The organism is Sphingomonas melonis (genome assembly GCF_013409985.1).
GTDB lineage: Bacteria > Pseudomonadota > Alphaproteobacteria > Sphingomonadales > Sphingomonadaceae > Sphingomonas > Sphingomonas melonis_A.
The window spans coordinates 677,239-693,470 of sequence record NZ_JACCBY010000002.1; the positions used below are offsets into that span (position 1 = coordinate 677,239).

Sequence of the window (16,232 nt, forward strand, 5' to 3'; positions counted from 1 at the left end):
TGTCCAGTTCCTCCCAGCGGAGGCTGGGCAATGGGAGCGTCTTTATAAGTCCGCCGTGTCCCAAGCCCACGCCGTCACCCCGGACTTGTTCCGGGGTCCACTCTGCGGCGAGGAGAAAGGCTCGATCCGACACCGTGCCCTCGCGGCCCCGTGGACCCCGGAACGAGTCCGGGGTGACGAATCTGGTGAGGAGTGGATCGAGCCTCACCACCTTAGTCATAGCGATAGCCCTACAACGCTCGGGAGGTTGCTGCGGGGCAGTGACGGGGGGAATACACAACAAGCCCGGCGATTGCGGAGACGCATCCCGCCACGCTCCACCGCAGCCCCCCGCCGCCGTATGGGCCGCTTACCCCCGCCCGATCAGCCGCTGCGCGATCGTGTCGGCCACTTCCGCGGCGGGGCGGCCGGTGCGCTCGCTCTCGTCCCAGACCTCGTTGAGGCGGGCGGGGATCTTGGCGATGCGGGCCATCACCTCGGCCTCGTCGCCCTGGCCGAGATATTCGAGGCCGACGTTGATGATGCCACCGGCATTGATGACGTAATCGGGCGCGTAGAGGATGCCGCGGTCGTGAAGGCGGTCGTAATCCTCGCGCGTCGCGAGCTGGTTGTTGGCGCCGCCGGCGACGACCTTGGCGACCAAGGTCGGGATCGTCGCTTCGGTGAGGATCGCGCCGAGCGCGTTCGGGCTGAAAATGTCCGCCTCGACGCCGAGGATCGCCCCCGCCGCCACCGTCTCGGCGCCGAGCTCGGCCGCAAGCGCTTTGGCGCGCTCAGCGTGGACGTCGGCGAGCGTCAGGCGCGCACCGTCCTTGGCAAGCAACTTGGCGAGCCCGCCGCCGACCGATCCTACGCCCTGGATCGCGACATGCACGCCCTGCATGTCGTCGGTGCCGAGGCCGCGCTTGGCCGCCGCCTTGACGCCGAGATAGACGCCATGCGCGGTGTACGGGCCGGGGTCGCCGCCCGCCGCGCCGCTCGCCACCGGCAGGCCGCTGACGAACTTGGTCTCGCCGGCGATGACCTTCATCCGCGACTCGGACATGCCGACGTCTTCCGCGGTGACATAGGTGCCGCCGAGCGATTCGACCGCACGGCCGAACGCCTTGAGGCGCTCCTCGCTGATCACCGCACCGGGCGCATCGGCGAGGATGACGCCCTTGCCGCCGCCAAGCGCGAGGCCGGCCATGGCGTTCTTGAAGCTCATGCCGCGCGACAGGCGCAGCGCGTCGGTCACCGCCTGGTCGCCCGAGGCATAATGCCAGAAGCGCGCGCCGCCTGCGGCCGGCCCGAGGTGAGTCGAATGAACCGCGATGATGGCGCGGAGACCGGAGGCGCGATCCGTGAAGGTGTGAACACCCTCATGCGAATCGAAATCGGGAAGATCCCACACCGACGTCATAGCCCACTCCGCTGCCAGAAAATTACGAACCGTCGTAATATTATTTCTCAACACCTTTGGCTAGCCCGGATTTGGGTCGAGGCGGCGGGAAGGCGGAGAATGGGGCGACCGACGGGACTTGAACCCGCAACTTCCGGCATCACAAGCCGGCGCTCTAACCAATTGAACTACGGTCGCCGCGAAGGCTGCGCCCCTAGCGGGGGCAGGCGCCTGTCGTCAAGGCCATCAGAAGCGTCCTTCGACGGAAAGTCGATAACCGCCCTGCCCGCCGACGAATCCGGCGGCGGCAAGACGCTGCGCAGCGGCGGGATCGCCGGGCGCGATACGCAGCGCCGCGGTGTAGCGGCCGTTGCCGGTGATGCGCAGCTCGATTCCCTCGGTCCCGGCCTGGCTGACCAGCGGCAGCAGCAAGGCGCCGCCGTCACAGCGGACGGCGCCGGACAGTTCGGCGGGCAGCGGTACGCCGGCCGCCTCGCCGATCAGCCGCGCGCGGACGCGCCCCTCCGCCTTGTCGCAAACGGTGTCGGTGAAATGGACGGTGACACCCTCCAGCGACAATTGGTTGACCGGCAGCGGCGCAAAGGCGCCACCGGTCGGCAGCGTCGCGGTCATGTCGTCGATGCCCTGGCCGTGGCGGCTCAGCGTGATCGCGCCATGGACGAGGCCGGGATCGCCATCGACGGCGACGCGGGCGCGGCCGAGCAGCAGCGCGAACGGCGACAGGCTGGCGTCGAGCGAGCCGAGCGCAAGGTCGCCGAAGCGCGCCTCGTTGAGGCGACCGTCCCAGACGGTGCCGGTAACGGTACGCGCCGAAAAGCCCTGTTCGCCGAGGCCGACCACGCCGAGCACCAGCCGCAGCGGCAGGAAGGCGATGAGCGCGAGCAGCATCAGGCCGCCGAACAGCGCAACCGGGCCGGTGCGGAGGCGGATGCGCCTCATGCCGCGCGCGCCCGCACGACGAGGTCGGCGGCGACGCTGCCGTCCTGATTGTCGCGCCACGTCGCTGATTCGACCAAGATGCCGCTCGCCTCAAGCCCGCCAAGCCAGCGGCCGAGCGCGGCGGGCTTGGCCGCCTGGATCGTCGCATGGACCCGGCCGCTGCCCGATTCGTCGACGGTGGCGAGCGCGAGTCCGGCCGCGTCGGCGCGCAGCCGTAGCGTGTCGGCGAGCGAGCCGTTGAGCGGCACGCGCCGGCCGGCGGAGCGGAGCAGGTCGACCTCGTCCTGCGTCGCGGCGAAGCGGACGACCGCATCGGCATAGCGCTCACGCGCACTCGACAGGCCATCGCGGACGGGCAGGATGATCCCGCCCCACACGATCGTCACCGCGAGCAGCGCGAGCATGACGAGGATCATTCGCCGCTCACGCAGCGATCGTCCGGCGAACCAGGTGCGCAAGGAACTCATCGCCGGCTCACCGTCATCTCGCCCGTCACCCTTCCGTTGGCGGATTGGAACGTGCCGGCCTCGACGGTGAAGCCCGCCCTCTCCAGCGTCCGCTTGAGATCAGTCGGCAGCGATTCGCGCGCCGCGCCGACGCCGATGCGGACGCTGCCGTTCGACTGGAAATCGAGCGAGGTCAGCTCGGTACCCGGCGTCGCGCGGATGGCGTCGTAGATCGCCGCGACCGTCGTGGTGAAGCCGAGGCCGGGACCACGCACCGCCGCCAGCCGTTCGGCGAGCTGGCGGTCGACATCGGTCACCGTCTCGCCACGGGCGAGGCCGGTGCGGCCGAGCGCCTCGGCGCGGCTCTCCAGCGCGTCGGCGCCGAAACTGTATTTTGCGATCCGGACCAAATCGATGCCGAGCGTCACGAGCAGGATGGCGGCGCCGAGCAGCGCAAGCCGGCGGACCAAGCCCCAGTCGATGCCGATGCGGCGCCGCCGGGCGAACGGCCCCTGACGCAGATCGAGCACCGGCGCCTCCACCGTCGCGGCGAGCGCGGCGTCGATCGCGACGCGGTCGAGCGTCTGCTGCGGCGTGTCGCCGATGACGAGGTCGGTGAGCGGCGCCTCGTCGGCGAAGCCGGTGGTGCGGCTGCGCACCAGCGCCGCGCCGGCGATCGTCGCGCGGACATAGCCTTCCTCGGGGCGCGGCAGCAGCAGCGGCGCGGGCACGATCGCGAGCGGGTCGATGCCGTGCGCGGTGAGGTCGGTGAGCCATTGCGCCATCTGCGCCATTGCGACGACCGCGATCGGGCGCTCGCCCTCGCCCTCGTCGCCAACCGCGACATGAAGTTCGGCGAGCGGGGTGGCGCTCGCCTCGGCGACGAGCAGGCGCGCGGCGGCAACCGCCTGCGCGGGCGATCGGCTGGGCAGCTCGGCCCAGTGCAGCGCGATCGCCTCCGCCGGCGCGATAGCGATGACGGGCGCATCGGCAGCATCGGGGACGCCCTCGCCTTCGCGGATGATGCCGTCGGCGAGGCGGAGCCAGCGATAGCCGCGGTCACCGGAAGGAAGGAACAGGAGCGTCGTCATGATTCGTCGCCCCATTGCCGCGCAACGAGCCGCGCGGGAAGCCGGCTTGCGTCGATCAGCGCCCTTTCCTGCAATTGCACGCCGCCGGTGCTGACGTCGATGGCGAGCGCGAACCAGGTCGAGGTGACGGCAAGGCTGCCCGGTCCGTTATCGGGCGACGCGCCGTTGCCGGCAAGGTTGAGGAAGGTGCTGGCGTCCTTGAAGCCCTGCGGCGGGCGGCGCAGGAGCATGCCACGGATCGCATCGGCCGACAGAGTGCCGGGGAAGAGCATCGCGACCAGCGGCGCCTGCTCGGGAGTGAGCGTGTTGATGTTGATCGCCGTGGGTTTGGGGTCGGGCAATGTACAGATCCATGGGCGGAGCTGTGCGTAGATTTCGGGCGTGACGCCGTCGACGGCGCGCAATTCGCTGGGATCGGCCATCAGCGTGCCGCCGGTGCGGTACGGCGTCGCGCGGGCGAGATAGACGGGGTCCTCGGCGCCATTGCCCTGCTGGTCCTGATCGGTGTCGATCCAGTCGGCGGTGGCGGCGGCGATCCGCTCGGCGGACTGGGCGGGCACGTTGAGCAGGCGCATCAGCCGGACGAACTGGAGGCGCTGCGGGATCGCCTGTGTCGAGATGTAGACACCGGGCGCCGCAGCGGTGACGAGACCGTTCAGATTGAAGCAATTGCCACCGTCGCGCACCCGCGCCACCGCCAGACCGCCGCCGGGCAGCGGCAGGCCGAACGGGCGGTTGCTCCAGCCGCCGGCGAGCGTGACGCGGTCACGGCTGGTGCCGAGCATGTCGGTGACCTTGGTGGTGGCAAGCGCCTCTGCGGCACGGGCGTAGCCGCGCGCCTGTTCGCCGGCGAGCACGTTGCCGGCGAGCCGCGTCGTCAGCCGCAGCCGTTCGAGCGCGGTGCCGGCAAGCACCGCGATCATCGCGACGAGCAGCAGCACGGTGAGCAGCGCGGCGCCGCGCTCGCGGTCAGCGGGCATTGCGTTGTCCGGGGGGCGTGCCGGTGGCGCCGGGGGTGGGCGAGGATTGCGGATTGGGCACCGCTGCGGCGCTGCTGCCCGACCCGACCAGCAGCATCAGGCGGAAGGCAGTGCCGTTGGTGCGGCGCACGACGATCTCGGCTGCCTGCGGCAGCGGCGCGCCCTGCCTGCCGTCCCAGCGGTCGCTCCATGCGCCCTTGTAGCGATACCGCGCGCCGACGCCGGCGACCTTGTCGAGCAGCGTCACCGCCGGGAGCGGCGCGGCGCCGTCGATCATCGGATAGGCGACGCGCAGCAGCGTGTTGCCGTCGATCTGATAGGCGACCTTCTGCGCGCTGGCGCGGGGCGCGGCATCGACGTTCGCCCAGCCGGTGCGGACGAAGCGCATGCGGCCATCGCTCTCGCCGGTGAAGGCCGGGAGCATGACGCCGCCCTCGTCGCGCGCCGGCCGGTCGATCGCCTGGCCGAGGTCACCGGCGAGCAGCGAGGCGGTGCGGTTGAGTGCGGCGATGTCGTCGAAGCGCTTGCCGGTGGCGGTCTGCGCGCGGACGCTGAAGGTCAGGATCGCCACGCCCGCCGCGGCGAGCATGCCGAAGATCATGAGCGCGATCATCACCTCGACGAGGGTGAAGCCGGTTTCGGTCGCGAGCCGTCGTGACGCCTGCCCCGCCTTTCCCGTCACCCCGGACTCGTTCCGGGGTCCACGGGGCCTCGCACCGTTAAGCCGCTGGGCTTGCGGCACGGTCGACCCCGGAACGAGTCCGGGGTGACGGTGTGGGCGGGGTGAGCGGGTGGCCGTCACGATGGCTGGTCCGGCGGGCGGATCGCGGTGGTGCGGCCGACGATCTGTCCGGCGCGGTTGGTCACTGCGACGTCGATGCGGACGATCGCGGCATTGCCGGTGCCGCGTACCTGCCGCACCCAGGTCCAGGTGCGGCCGCCGTTGACCTCGCTGCCAGTGGTGCGGCCGGCGACGGGCGGCTGCGCTTCGGTGACCGCATCGTTGGCGACGTTGCGCGCGACGAGGCCGGCGACGAGGCTCTCGTCGAGCGTGCGGGCGCCGCGGATGGTCGCGGTCTCGAGCCGCAGCAGCGCGAGCACCGCGAGGCTGAACACCGCGAGCGCGACCATGATCTCGATAAGCGTGAAGCCGCGGTCTTGCCCCCCGCTCCCTAGGACGCAGGAGCGCGGAATCCGGCAGCGCGACACAAGACGGTGCGTGAGACTTCGGGCCCCCGCTTTCACAGGAGCAGGATGGCGGCGCGTCCGCATCAGCTCGCCACCCGGACCGATCCGTCGGCGGCCATGTCGATCACCGCGCGCGCGCCGCTGCGGGTCAGCGTGATCTGCGCCGGGCGGTCGGCGAGGCCGGTGGGATCGAAGACGATGCGCAACCGGCCGCTCGCCTCGCCGGTGGCGGCGACGGTGCCCTCGGTCCAGCGTTCGACGCGCAGCGGCTTCTCCGCCATCGCAATCCACTGGCCGGCGCCGCGCCGGTCGAAGCCATAGCCGCCGGCGGTGACCCAGATGCTGACCGGCCGGGCATCGACGATCGCGGCATCGTGCGCGGCGCGGGCGCGCAGGGCGAACCGCGCCGCCTCGTCCGCCAGCCGGCCGCGGGGATCGGGCATGTTCCACACCGCCACGGCCGCCGCTAGGCCGATGATGGTCACCACCACCATCAGCTCTACAAGCGTAAAGCCCTGTTGGGCGTCACGCCAGCGCGGACCAGAGCCGTTGCGGCACGGGGCCATGGTTACTGCCAGCTGGTGATGTCGGCGTTGACGCCCTCGCCGCCTTCCTTGCCGTCGGCGCCGAGGCTCCAGACGTCGGCCTCGCCGTGCTGGCCGGGCGAGGCGTAGAGGTAGGGGCGGCCCCAGGGATCGGGCGGCAGCTTCTTGATATAGCCGCCGCGCTGATATTCGGCGGCGTTGACGCCGGCGGGGGCGGTGACGAGCGCCTGCAGGCCCTGCGACGTGGTCGGATAGCTGTTCATCTGGAGCCGGTACATCTCCAGCGCGCCCTCGATCGTGCTGATGTCCGACTTCGCCTTGGTGATCTTGCCCTTGTCGCCGGCAGGCAGGACGTTGAACGTCACGATCGCGGCGAGCAGGCCGATGATGACGATGACCACCATCAGCTCGACGAGGGTAAAGCCTTCGTCGTTGCGATGGCGCTTCTTGGGTTCGGTACGCATGTGGGTCCTCATTGGCCGGCCAGCGTGTTGAGCTGGAGGATGGGCAGCAGGATGGATAGCACGATCGTCGCGACGACGCCGCCCATCACGACGATGATCGCGGGTTCGAGCAGCGACAGCGCGGTGGCGGTGAAGCGGTCGAACTCGCGCTCGAGATAGTCGGCGGCGCGCTCCAGCATCTCGTCAAGCCGCCCCGCCGCCTCGCCTGACGCCGCGAGATAGGTGAGCAGCGGCGGGAAGACGTTGGCGCGGCGCATCGCGGCGGACAGGCTGCCGCCGCCGCGGATCGCGTCGACGATCTCGTCCGAGGCGGCGCGCAGGCGGCGGTTGTGGATCGTCGAGGCGGTGAGCGCGAGCCCTTCGAGCAGCGGCAGGCGGCTGGCGATCATCGTGCTGAGCGTGCGCGACATGCGCGCGGCGTGGAGGTCGCGGAACAGCCGGCCGAGCAGCGGCAGGCGCAGCAAGGCGGTGTCGAAGGCGAGGCGCAGCGCCGGATCGCGCAGCGCGTACCAGGTGGCTAACGCCACTAACGCCACGCATAGCGCGATCAGCCACCAATAGCCGACGAGGACGTCGGACAGGCCGATGACGATCCGGGTGAGCAGCGGCAATTCCTGTCCAACCGTATCGAATTGCTCGACAACTTGCGGAACGACGAACATCATCAGCGCGGTGACGACGCCCATCGCGACGACCGCGAGGATGGTCGGATAGGCGAGCGCGGTGATGAGCTTGCCGCGAATCTCCGCCTGGCGTTCGAGCAGCGCGGCGAGCCGGTCGAGGATCGTCGGCAGGCTGCCCGAGCTTTCGCCGGCCGAGACCATCGCGCGATAGAGCGGCGGGAAGCTCTTGCCCTCGCGCGCCATCGAATCGGCAAGGCGGCGGCCCTCGACGACGCCGGCGTGGACGTGGGAGACGATGGTGCGGACGCTGTCCTGCTCGGTCTGGCGGGTGATGGTGCGGAGCGATTCCTCGAGCGGCGAGACGCGGTTGAGCGTCGCGAGCTGGCGGGTGAAGAGGGTGAGTTGCTTGACGCTCATCTTCTTCGCGCCGAGCCGGATGCCGAACAGCGGGCGGCTGGTCGCCGCCAGCGGCGCGCCCGGTTCGAGGCGGACGACGTAGAGCTTGCGGCGGTCGAGCTGCGCCCGCGCGGCGTCGAGCGACGGCGCGGCGACATGGCCGCGCTGCTCCTGCCCGCGCGTGTCGATGGCGAGATAGTCGAAGTCAGCCATGCGATGGGCGCCGGTATGGGGTGGGCGATGGCTTAAGGTGGGTGTCCGCGCGGGACATGTCCCCAGCCACACCGTCACCCCGGACTTGTTCCGGGGTCCACCGGGCCGCAGCGGTACGTCCTGCCTCTCCAGCCCTTCTCCTCGCCGCGGAGTGGACCCCGGAACACGTCCGGGGTGACGGGATATTGTGGGCGAGGCGATCGGGCCTCATGGGCGCCGTCATAGCCGACGCCCCAGCCCTGCCGGAGAGGATTCGCGCCTGGCTACGCATCGTCGACCACGACATCGGTCGCATCCCGGCGCGACACGCGCACCGCCTCCTCCGGCGTCGTCAGGCCGCGGCGGACCAGCGCCTCGGCGGCCTGCGCGAGATTGGGCGTGCGGGCGAAGGCGTGGGCGGCGATCGCGGTCTCGTCGGCGCCGTCGTTGATGAAGCGGCGGATCGTGTCGTCGACCCGCACCGCCTCGAACACGCCGATCCGGCCCTTGAAGCCGGTGTGGTTGCACTCGGGGCAGCCGACCGATTCGTAGACGATCGCCTCGGGCTCGATGCCGAGCAGGCCGGCGACGCCGCTCGACCCCGGCACGGCGCGGCGGCAGACCGGGCAGAGCCGGCGCACCAGCCGCTGCGCGATCACCGCGCGCAGCGTCGAGGCGAGCAGGAACGGTTCGACCTTCATGTCGCGCATGCGGGTAATCGCGCCAATCGCGTCGTTGGTGTGGACGGTCGAGAGCACGAGATGGCCGGTCAGCGACGCTTGCACCGCGATCTCGGCAGTCTCGCGATCGCGGATTTCGCCGACCATGACGACATCGGGGTCCTGGCGCAGGATCGCGCGCAGCCCCGCGGCGAAGGTCAGGCCGACCTTGGGATTGACCTGCGTCTGGCCGACGCCCTCGACGGCATATTCGACCGGATCCTCGACGGTGAGGATGTTGCGGCTGCCGTCGTTGAGCAGGCGCAGCGCGCCGTAGAGCGAGGTGGTCTTGCCCGAACCCGTCGGGCCGGTGACGAGGATGATGCCATTGGGCTCGGCGAGCGCGCCGCGCAGCAGCGCGTACATCCGCTCGTCCATGCCGAGCGCGTCGAGATCGATGCCGGCATTGTCCTTGTCGAGGATACGCAGCACGACGCGCTCGCCGGCGCGACTCGGCAGCGTCGAGACGCGGACGTCGAGCAACTTGCCGCCGAGGGTGAGGCCCATGCGGCCGTCCTGCGGCACGCGCCGCTCGGCGATGTCGAGCCGGGCCATGACCTTGATGCGGCTCACCACGACGGGGGCGACGTGCGGCGGCATGCGGAGCGTCTCGCGCAGCACGCCGTCGATGCGCATGCGGACGATCAGGCCGGTCTCATACGGCTCGATATGGATGTCGGAGACGCCGTTGCGCGCGGCGTCGGCGATGATGCCGTTGATGAGGCGGATCGCGGGGGCGTCGTCGGCGGTGTCGAGCAGGTCTTCCGCGGTCGGCAGGCCCTCGGCGAGGCTGTCGAGTTCGTCGCCCATGCCGACCGCGGCGAGCGCATTGGCCTGGCCGTCCATCGCGTAATTGTCGGAGAGCAGGCGGTCGAACTGCGGCGCCTCGACGATGGTGACGTCGAACGGACGGGCGAGGTAGCGGCGGATCTCGAGCAACGTCTTGGGGTTGGCGCCGGCGCGCAACGCGACGGTGAGATGCGTGTTGGTGTCGGTGTGGGTGACGACGACGCCATGCTTGCGCGCGAAGGCATAGGGTATGACGAGCATCGGCAGCGGCTCCGACGGGGCGGGCGGCTCTGGCACGAGGAGCGTTTCGGGGGCGGTGTCGAGCGGGGCGTCGAGCGCGTCGCCGGTGCGGATGATCATAGGTTGGTTCCCCCGAGGTTCGTCATCCCCGCGCAGGCGGGGATCCATAGCCGCGGACCGCGCGGCTCCATCGCGACATCCGCGCGTCTGGATCCCCGTCTGCGCGGGGAGGACCTTTTGGGGGATGGGCAATCGCCCTCCCCCTTCGTCATCCCGGCGGAAGCCGGGAGCCATGGGTGCGGGACGCCGATGGCGCGTGCCGACGCCGGTTGCGCCGTGTCCGTGGGTCCCGGCTTTCGCCGGGATGACGATGGAGGGGGGGAGTGACGGACAGACGCAACGCCCGATGGCCCTGTGGCAGTGCCGATGGTCGTGAAGGGCCCCCCACCCCCTTCGTCATCCCCGCGGAGGCGGGGATCCATAGGCGCAGGTGTCGCGATGGAGCCGCGCGGTCCGCGGGTATGGATCCCCGCCTCCGCGGGGATGACGGTGTGGTGGGGGATGAGGGAGGAATCCCCCTCCTTCGTCATCCCGGCGGAAGCCGGGAGCCATGGGTGCGGGGCGCCGATGGCGCGCGCCGACGCCGGTTGCGCCGTGTCCGTGGGTCCCGGCTTTCGCCGGGATGACGATGGCGTGGTGGAGTGACGGACAGACGGCCCAATCCCCAATGGTCCTGCGGCGGTGCCGATGGTAGTGACGCCCCCCTCACCCCTTTCGTCATCCCCGCGCAGGCGGGGATCCATACGCGCAAGGGTCGCGATGGAGCCGCGCGGTCCGCGGGTATGGATCCCCGCCTGCGCGGGGATGACGGTGTGGGGGATGAGAGAGGTATCCTCCCCCTTCGTCATCCCGGCGGAGGCCGGGAGCCATGGGTGCGGGGTGCCGATGGTGCGTGCCGACGCCGGCCGTACCGCGTCCGCCGGTCCCGGCTTTCGCCGGGATGACGCGCGCGAGGGGGCACGGTCGGCAAGCACGCCCTTCATCGATCCCTCGGGCGGATGATCTTGGTGGTGTTGTGCTGGATCGGCACGGCGATGCGCGGGTCCTCGATATTGCCGGGGATCGGCGCCGAGGGGATCGGCGGGGCGGCGCCCATATAGTCGCGGACCAGTTCGTCGATCGACGGCTCCTCGCCCGGCGATTGCAGGCCCTGTTGCAGGCGGATGTAGCCGTAGCGCTGCTCGGCGACCTTGCGGCTGTCGGCGGCGTTGCGCAGGATCGTCGGGCGGATGAAGATCATCAAATTGGTCTTGTTGCGCGACTTGGCCTTCGACTTGAACAGGTTGCCGAGCACCGGAATGTCGCCGAGCAGCGGAATCTTCTCGATCGTGCGGCGCTCCTCGTCGCTGAGCAGGCCGCCCATCACCGCGATCTGGCCCTCGTCGACGGTCAGCGTCGTCTCGATCTCGCGCTTGTTGAGGATGAGGTCGCTGTTGTCGCTCGACACCGGGCCGGCGATCGAGCTGACTTCGAGGCGCAGGTTGAGCTTGACCGTGCCGGATGAATTGACCTGCGGCCGCGCAGTCAGCTCGATGCCGACATTCTCGCGCTGCGTGGTGCGGAAGGTGTTGTCGAAATTGTTCGACAGCGCCTGGCCGGTGGTGATCGGGATCTCCTGGCCGACGAGGCTGTGCGCTTCCTGATTGTCGACCGTCACCAGATGCGGGACCTGGAGCAGGTTGGATGTGGTGTCGCTCTTCACCGCGTTGATGATCGCACCGAACAGCACGTCGCCGATTTTGCCGCCGAAGCCGCCGAAGCCGCCGGTCGAGCTGAGGATCGAATTGAGCGCCGACTGGGTGAGCGAATCCGACGCGGAATTGTTGGTGATCGTTTCGGTGCGGGTGCCGTCGGGGGCGGTGGTGACGGTGCGGCTCGACCCCAGCGACTGCGCGCCGATGGCGCCGGCGATCTGGAGGATGTTGGGCGCGCTGTTCGAGAAGGTCGAGGCGGCGAAGGCGCCGCCCGAGGGGTTGGCGAGGACGAACTGCGCACCGAGCCGGTTGACCGTCGCGTCCGACACCTCGGCGACGATGCCCTCGATCAGCACCTGTTCGCGGCGGGTGTCGAGCTGGCGGACGACGTCGGAGAGCTGGCGCTGGATATCGGCGGGCGCGGCAATGACGATCGCGTTCGCGCCCTGGAAGCGGGTGACGACCGCGGCGGTGCGGCCGCCCTGGGTGGTGATCGCGGGCTGGCCGGGTCCGCTGGCGCTGCCGCCGCCGCCGCTCGGCTGCTGCGTCGGGGTCTGGTTGAACTGGCGCGGCTGATTGCCCTGGGCGCCGCCGCCGGTGCTGCTGCCGAAGCCGGTCTGGGTGCGCGAGAGCTGCGGCTCCTGCACCGCATCGGGGGTCTGGCCGACGAGCTGCTGGAGGACGGGCAGGAGCTGCGCGGCATCGGCGTTTTCGAGGAAGACGACGCGGATCTCGGTGCCGTTCTTCGCCTTCTGGTCGAGGTCCTGCGCGACCTGCACGAGGCGCGCGACGCTGTTGGCGTCGCCGCGGATGATGACCGAATTGCTGCTGTCGACCGCGGTGACGCTGGTGCCGACGCCGCCCTGCGCGCCACCCTGCCCGCCCGGCGCGCCGGTGGCGAGGCCCTGCAACGCGGCGGCGATCTCCTTGGCCGAGGCGTTCTTGAGCGCGACGACGCGAGTCGAGGCATTGTCGGCGTCGACGCGGCGCAGCACTTCGCGGATGCGGCGGATATTGTCGCCGAAATCGACGACGACGAGGCTGTTCGAGCCGCGATTGGCGCTGACCGACCCCTGCGCGCTGACCAGCGGGCGCACCGTCTCGATCGCCTGGGTCGCGTCGATCGAGCGGAGGCGGACGATCTCGGTGACGAAGCTGTTGCGGTTGGCGCCGGCGGAGCCGATGCGGCTCGGCTGCGAGGCGGCATTGTCGATCGGCTGGATGCGGAACGCGCCATTGCCGGTCGGCACCGCGACGAGGCCGTTGGCGCGCAGCGTCGACAGGAAGGTCTCGAAATATTCGGAGCGGCTGAGCGGGCGGTCGGTGACCACCGTCACCTTGCCGTTGACGCGCGCGTCGATGATGAAGGTGCGCCCCGTCACCTTCGCGGCATCGGCGATGAAGGCGCGGATGTCGGCATCGCGGACGTTGAGCGTGGTCTGCGCCAGCGCCTGCGTCGGCAGCGCGAGCGCGGCGGTGGAGAGCAGCAGGGCGGAGGCGAGCGTCTTCATGGGGGCCGTCTTCATCAATTGGGCGCGATCGTGATGGCGAGCGCAAGCGTCTGCGACCCACGTTCTACGGTGATGGGGATGTTGCCGCCGCCGGCGAAGTCGGCGGTGACGCGGTCGAGATCCTGCGGGCCGCTGACCGGCCGGCCGCCGATCGCGGTGACGACGTCGCCGTCGCGCAGGCCGGCGGTGCGGAACAGCGTGCCCGACCCCTGCGGACGGACGACGAGGCCCGAGATGCGGCCCGAATCGATGCGCGGGATGAAGCCGATCTCGTCACGGATCTGGTTGGCGCGGATCGCGGCGGGCTGGACGCCGCCCGGCGCGGGCGGCGCGCCGGGCGCAGCCGGGGCGCCCGGGGCCGCGGCCGGCGCGTCGGACTGGACCAGGAACAGATCCTCCGCGGTGCCGCCCCGGTCAATGGTGATATGGTCAAAGGCGACCGCCTTCAGCCGCACGCCGGGCTGGATCTCCTCACCGACCGCGACGCTCTTCTGGACGTTGTCGGGACCGGCGACGATCGCCGAGCCGCGGCCCGACGCCTCGTCGACGCGGATGCCGAACAAGGTCAGCTGGAGCGAGGTGACCGTCGCCGGCCCCTGCTGCGGCCCGCCGAGGCGGAAGAAGGGATCGAAGCCGGCGAGCACGTCATAGGGGCGGCCCGGCACGGTGACCGCGGCCGGGCGCCAGTCGCCGAGCGGCGACACCGGCGTCACCAGCGTCCAGACCAGCCGCGCGCTCTGCGTCGCCAGCCCTGCGATCAGGATCAGCTCGGCCAGCGAATACACATTCACGACGGGCAGGCGGCGCAAAAGGCGCCGCGTGCGCGCGTCGAGTTTCAAGCGCATGAAGTCATCCCGTCCCGCAGCTTATCGCCTACGCATGGCATGTTACGGTTTTGCGGCAAAGAGGGGATCATACCGCGACGATGCGGGTGCCGAGTCGTTCGGCCTCTTCGGGGTCGTGGGTGACCATCAGGATCGGTAGGCCCGCCCCGTCGCGGACCCGCAGCAGCGCATCCATGATCTCGCCGCGCCGCGCCCGGTCGAGCGAGGACAGCGGCTCGTCGAGCAGCAGGAAGGCGGGGTCGCTGAGCAGCGCGCGACCGATCGCGACGCGGCGCGCCTCGCCGCCGGACAGCGTTCGCGGCCAGCGATCGAGCAGATGGCCGATGCCGAGCATCGCGACGGTTGCGGCAAGGCCGCTATCGTCCGCGGCGCCATAGAGGAGGTTGGCGCGGACGCGGCGATGCGGGAACAGCCGCGGGTCCTGGAAGACATAGCCGGCGCGGCGGTGCTGCGGCGCGACGTCGATCCCCGCGGCCGAATCGAACAGGATGCGACCGGCGACGACGATCCGCCCCGCATCGGGGCGGAGCAGGCCGGCGACCATGTTGAGGACGCTGGTTTTGCCGATCCCCGACGGGCCGAACAGCACGGTGAGCCCCTCGCCCGCGGTCAGGTCGAGCGCGACCGATGCCTCGCCGAGCCGCTTGGCGACATTGATCTCAAAGGACATGCAGCCCCCGGCGGACGCGACGGGTGAGCAGTTCGGAGACGAGCAGCGCGGCGAGGCTGAGCGCGACCGACATGGCCGACAGGCGCCACACGGTCGCCTCGGCACCGGGCTGCTGGAGCGCGGAATAGATGGCGAGCGGCAGCGTCTGCGTCTCGCCCGGCACGTTGGAGACGAAGGTGATCGTCGCGCCGAACTCGCCGATCGACCGCGCGAAGCCGAGCACCGCGCCGGCGAGGATGCCGGGCAGGCTGAGCGGCAGCGTCAGCGTCCAGAACACCCGCCACGGCCCTGCGCCGAGCGTGCGCGCGGCGCTTTCGAGACGGCGGTCGACCGCCTCGATCGACAGGCGCATCGCGCGCACCATCAGCGGCAGCGCCATGACCGCCGCCGCGATCGCCGCGCCGGTCCAGCGGAACAGCACGCTGATCCCGAACCAGCGTTCGAGCAGCCCACCGACCGGGCCATTGGGGCCGAAGGCGAGCAGCAGCAGCCAGCCGGTCACCACCGGCGGCACCACCAGCGGCAGATGGACGAGCGCGTCGAGCAGCAGCTTGCCGGGAAAGCGCCCGCGCGCGAGCAGCCAGGCGAGCGCGAAGGCGAGCGGCAGCACCGCCGCCATCGCCACGCCCCCGACCCTGAGCGACAGCGCGACGATCGTCCATTCCTCGGGCGACAGCATCAGCGCGGGGTGAATCCGTAGCGCGCGAAGATCGCCTTGCCGGCGTGGCTGATGAGGAAGCGGCGGAAGCCCTCGCTTTCCGGGTTCCTCGACGCCGCGAGGCGCGCCACCGGATAGGTGATCGGCGGATGGCTGCGCGCCGGGAAGACACCGGCGATGCGCACCGCCGCGGACGCCTTTGCATCGGTGGCATAGACGATGCCGAGCGGCGCGGCGCCGCGCTCGACCAGCGTCAGCGCCGCGCGGACGCTGTCGCCGCGCACGACCTTGGGCGCGACCGCGCGCCACACGCCGAGGCTGCGCAACGCCGCCTCGCCATAGCGGCCGGCGGGGACCGGCGTGTCGGCCATCGCCAGCGGTCCGGCGGTGAGCACGCGCGCCAGCGCGGCGGCCGGGCGGACCGGAATGCGCACCGGATTGCCCCTGGCCGCGACGACGACGAGGCGGTTGCCGAGGAAGGTGACGCGGCTGCTGGCGACGATCAGCCGCTTGGCGGCGAGCGCATCCATCCACTCCTGATCGGCGGAGACGAACAGGTCGGCCGCCCCGCCGGACTCGACCTGTCGGGCGAGCGCGGAGGAGGCGGCGAAGGACACGACGGGGCGCACATGGCCCTGTTTCGCCCAGGCGTCGGCGGCGGCGTTCATCGATTCCTGCAGGCTGGCGGCGGCGAGCACCAGCGGCGGCTTGCGCTGCGCCGCGACGGGCGCCGTGAGCGACAGGCCGAGCACCAGCAGCAGGAAACGGATCATGACGGCA

Annotated in this window: 16 protein-coding genes and 1 tRNA gene; all 17 read right to left on the minus strand. The window is 70.8% G+C overall.

The genetic code is table 11. The annotated features are described in order from the left end of the window. Positions 1 to 349: 349 nt before the first annotated feature. The 17 genes from HD841_RS09735 to modA all read right to left on the minus strand — a co-directional run bounded on the left by HD841_RS09735 (position 350) and on the right by modA (position 16,225). Positions 350 to 1,402: a Glu/Leu/Phe/Val dehydrogenase family protein gene (locus tag HD841_RS09735; protein ID WP_179508646.1), complete on the minus strand. Its 1,053-nt coding sequence runs from the start codon at positions 1,400 to 1,402 to the stop codon at positions 350 to 352. Between the two features lie 100 nt (positions 1,403 to 1,502). Next, a tRNA-His gene (locus tag HD841_RS09740) sits at positions 1,503 to 1,579 on the minus strand. Between the two features lie 48 nt (positions 1,580 to 1,627). Then, a complete protein-coding gene (gene gspN / locus HD841_RS09745; RefSeq protein ID WP_179508647.1) occupies positions 1,628 to 2,341 on the minus strand; it encodes a type II secretion system protein N in 714 nt (237 codons plus the stop codon). Further along, positions 2,338 to 2,808 (minus strand): type II secretion system protein GspM, encoded by a 471-nt coding sequence (gspM, locus tag HD841_RS09750; RefSeq protein WP_179508648.1) that lies wholly within the window; start codon positions 2,806 to 2,808, stop codon positions 2,338 to 2,340. The genes gspN and gspM overlap by 4 nt, the downstream gene beginning before the upstream one ends. Continuing rightward, complete coding sequence (gene gspL, locus HD841_RS09755; RefSeq protein ID WP_179508649.1) at positions 2,805 to 3,878, minus strand: type II secretion system protein GspL; 1,074 nt, start codon at positions 3,876 to 3,878, stop codon at positions 2,805 to 2,807. Before gspL ends, gspM begins: the two co-directional genes overlap by 4 nt. Continuing rightward, on the minus strand, positions 3,875 to 4,858 hold the full coding sequence (gspK, locus tag HD841_RS09760; protein WP_179508650.1) for a type II secretion system minor pseudopilin GspK: 984 nt from the start codon (positions 4,856 to 4,858) through the stop codon (positions 3,875 to 3,877). Before gspK ends, gspL begins: the two co-directional genes overlap by 4 nt. Continuing rightward, positions 4,848 to 5,540: a type II secretion system minor pseudopilin GspJ gene (gspJ, locus tag HD841_RS09765; protein WP_373562982.1), complete on the minus strand. Its 693-nt coding sequence runs from the start codon at positions 5,538 to 5,540 to the stop codon at positions 4,848 to 4,850. The genes gspK and gspJ overlap by 11 nt, the downstream gene beginning before the upstream one ends. 116 nt (positions 5,541 to 5,656) lie before the next feature. Then, positions 5,657 to 6,067: a type II secretion system minor pseudopilin GspI gene (gene gspI / locus HD841_RS09770; protein ID WP_373562983.1), complete on the minus strand. Its 411-nt coding sequence runs from the start codon at positions 6,065 to 6,067 to the stop codon at positions 5,657 to 5,659. A 62-nt stretch (positions 6,068 to 6,129) separates the two neighbouring features. Continuing rightward, positions 6,130 to 6,612, minus strand: a complete 483-nt coding sequence (locus HD841_RS09775; protein ID WP_179508652.1) for a GspH/FimT family pseudopilin — start codon at positions 6,610 to 6,612, stop codon at positions 6,130 to 6,132. Between the two features lie 2 nt (positions 6,613 to 6,614). Beyond that, a complete protein-coding gene (gene gspG, locus HD841_RS09780; protein ID WP_179508653.1) occupies positions 6,615 to 7,055 on the minus strand; it encodes a type II secretion system major pseudopilin GspG in 441 nt (146 codons plus the stop codon). An 8-nt stretch (positions 7,056 to 7,063) separates the two neighbouring features. Further along, positions 7,064 to 8,287 carry a type II secretion system inner membrane protein GspF gene (gene gspF, locus HD841_RS09785; RefSeq protein WP_179508654.1) on the minus strand — a complete coding sequence of 408 codons (1,224 nt, stop codon included), beginning with the start codon at positions 8,285 to 8,287 and terminating at the stop codon, positions 7,064 to 7,066. A gap of 263 nt (positions 8,288 to 8,550) precedes the next feature. After that, entirely contained in the window at positions 8,551 to 10,134 is a 1,584-nt protein-coding gene (locus HD841_RS09790) for a GspE/PulE family protein (RefSeq protein WP_179508655.1), read from the minus strand. A 919-nt stretch (positions 10,135 to 11,053) separates the two neighbouring features. Continuing rightward, a complete protein-coding gene (gspD, locus tag HD841_RS09795; protein WP_179508656.1) occupies positions 11,054 to 13,279 on the minus strand; it encodes a type II secretion system secretin GspD in 2,226 nt (741 codons plus the stop codon). 14 nt (positions 13,280 to 13,293) lie between these two features. Continuing rightward, positions 13,294 to 14,124 (minus strand): type II secretion system protein N, encoded by an 831-nt coding sequence (locus HD841_RS09800; protein WP_179508657.1) that lies wholly within the window; start codon positions 14,122 to 14,124, stop codon positions 13,294 to 13,296. A gap of 67 nt (positions 14,125 to 14,191) precedes the next feature. Continuing rightward, positions 14,192 to 14,794, minus strand: a complete 603-nt coding sequence (locus HD841_RS09805; protein WP_179508658.1) for an ATP-binding cassette domain-containing protein — start codon at positions 14,792 to 14,794, stop codon at positions 14,192 to 14,194. Next, on the minus strand, positions 14,784 to 15,473 hold the full coding sequence (gene modB / locus HD841_RS09810) for a molybdate ABC transporter permease subunit (protein ID WP_179508659.1): 690 nt from the start codon (positions 15,471 to 15,473) through the stop codon (positions 14,784 to 14,786). The genes HD841_RS09805 and modB overlap by 11 nt, the downstream gene beginning before the upstream one ends. Further along, entirely contained in the window at positions 15,473 to 16,225 is a 753-nt protein-coding gene (gene modA / locus HD841_RS09815) for a molybdate ABC transporter substrate-binding protein (RefSeq protein WP_179508660.1), read from the minus strand. The genes modB and modA overlap by 1 nt, the downstream gene beginning before the upstream one ends. Positions 16,226 to 16,232 lie beyond the last annotated feature (7 nt).

What these genes read in the sequence shown, in the direction of transcription:
- HD841_RS09735 (WP_179508646.1), bottom strand. Translation starts at nt 1,402, where the DNA reads ATGACGTCGGTGTGGGATCTTCCCGATTTCGATTCGCATGAGGGTGTT.
- gspN (WP_179508647.1), bottom strand. Translation starts at nt 2,341, where the DNA reads ATGAGGCGCATCCGCCTCCGCACCGGCCCGGTTGCGCTGTTCGGCGGC.
- gspM (WP_179508648.1), bottom strand. Translation starts at nt 2,808, where the DNA reads ATGAGTTCCTTGCGCACCTGGTTCGCCGGACGATCGCTGCGTGAGCGG.
- gspL (WP_179508649.1), bottom strand. Translation starts at nt 3,878, where the DNA reads ATGACGACGCTCCTGTTCCTTCCTTCCGGTGACCGCGGCTATCGCTGG.
- gspK (WP_179508650.1), bottom strand. Translation starts at nt 4,858, where the DNA reads ATGCCCGCTGACCGCGAGCGCGGCGCCGCGCTGCTCACCGTGCTGCTG.
- HD841_RS09775 (WP_179508652.1), bottom strand. Translation starts at nt 6,612, where the DNA reads ATGGCCCCGTGCCGCAACGGCTCTGGTCCGCGCTGGCGTGACGCCCAA.
- gspG (WP_179508653.1), bottom strand. Translation starts at nt 7,055, where the DNA reads ATGCGTACCGAACCCAAGAAGCGCCATCGCAACGACGAAGGCTTTACC.
- gspF (WP_179508654.1), bottom strand. Translation starts at nt 8,287, where the DNA reads ATGGCTGACTTCGACTATCTCGCCATCGACACGCGCGGGCAGGAGCAG.
- HD841_RS09790 (WP_179508655.1), bottom strand. Translation starts at nt 10,134, where the DNA reads ATGATCATCCGCACCGGCGACGCGCTCGACGCCCCGCTCGACACCGCC.
- gspD (WP_179508656.1), bottom strand. Translation starts at nt 13,279, where the DNA reads ATGAAGACGCTCGCCTCCGCCCTGCTGCTCTCCACCGCCGCGCTCGCG.
- HD841_RS09800 (WP_179508657.1), bottom strand. Translation starts at nt 14,124, where the DNA reads ATGCGCTTGAAACTCGACGCGCGCACGCGGCGCCTTTTGCGCCGCCTG.
- HD841_RS09805 (WP_179508658.1), bottom strand. Translation starts at nt 14,794, where the DNA reads ATGTCCTTTGAGATCAATGTCGCCAAGCGGCTCGGCGAGGCATCGGTC.
- modB (WP_179508659.1), bottom strand. Translation starts at nt 15,473, where the DNA reads ATGCTGTCGCCCGAGGAATGGACGATCGTCGCGCTGTCGCTCAGGGTC.
- modA (WP_179508660.1), bottom strand. Translation starts at nt 16,225, where the DNA reads ATGATCCGTTTCCTGCTGCTGGTGCTCGGCCTGTCGCTCACGGCGCCC.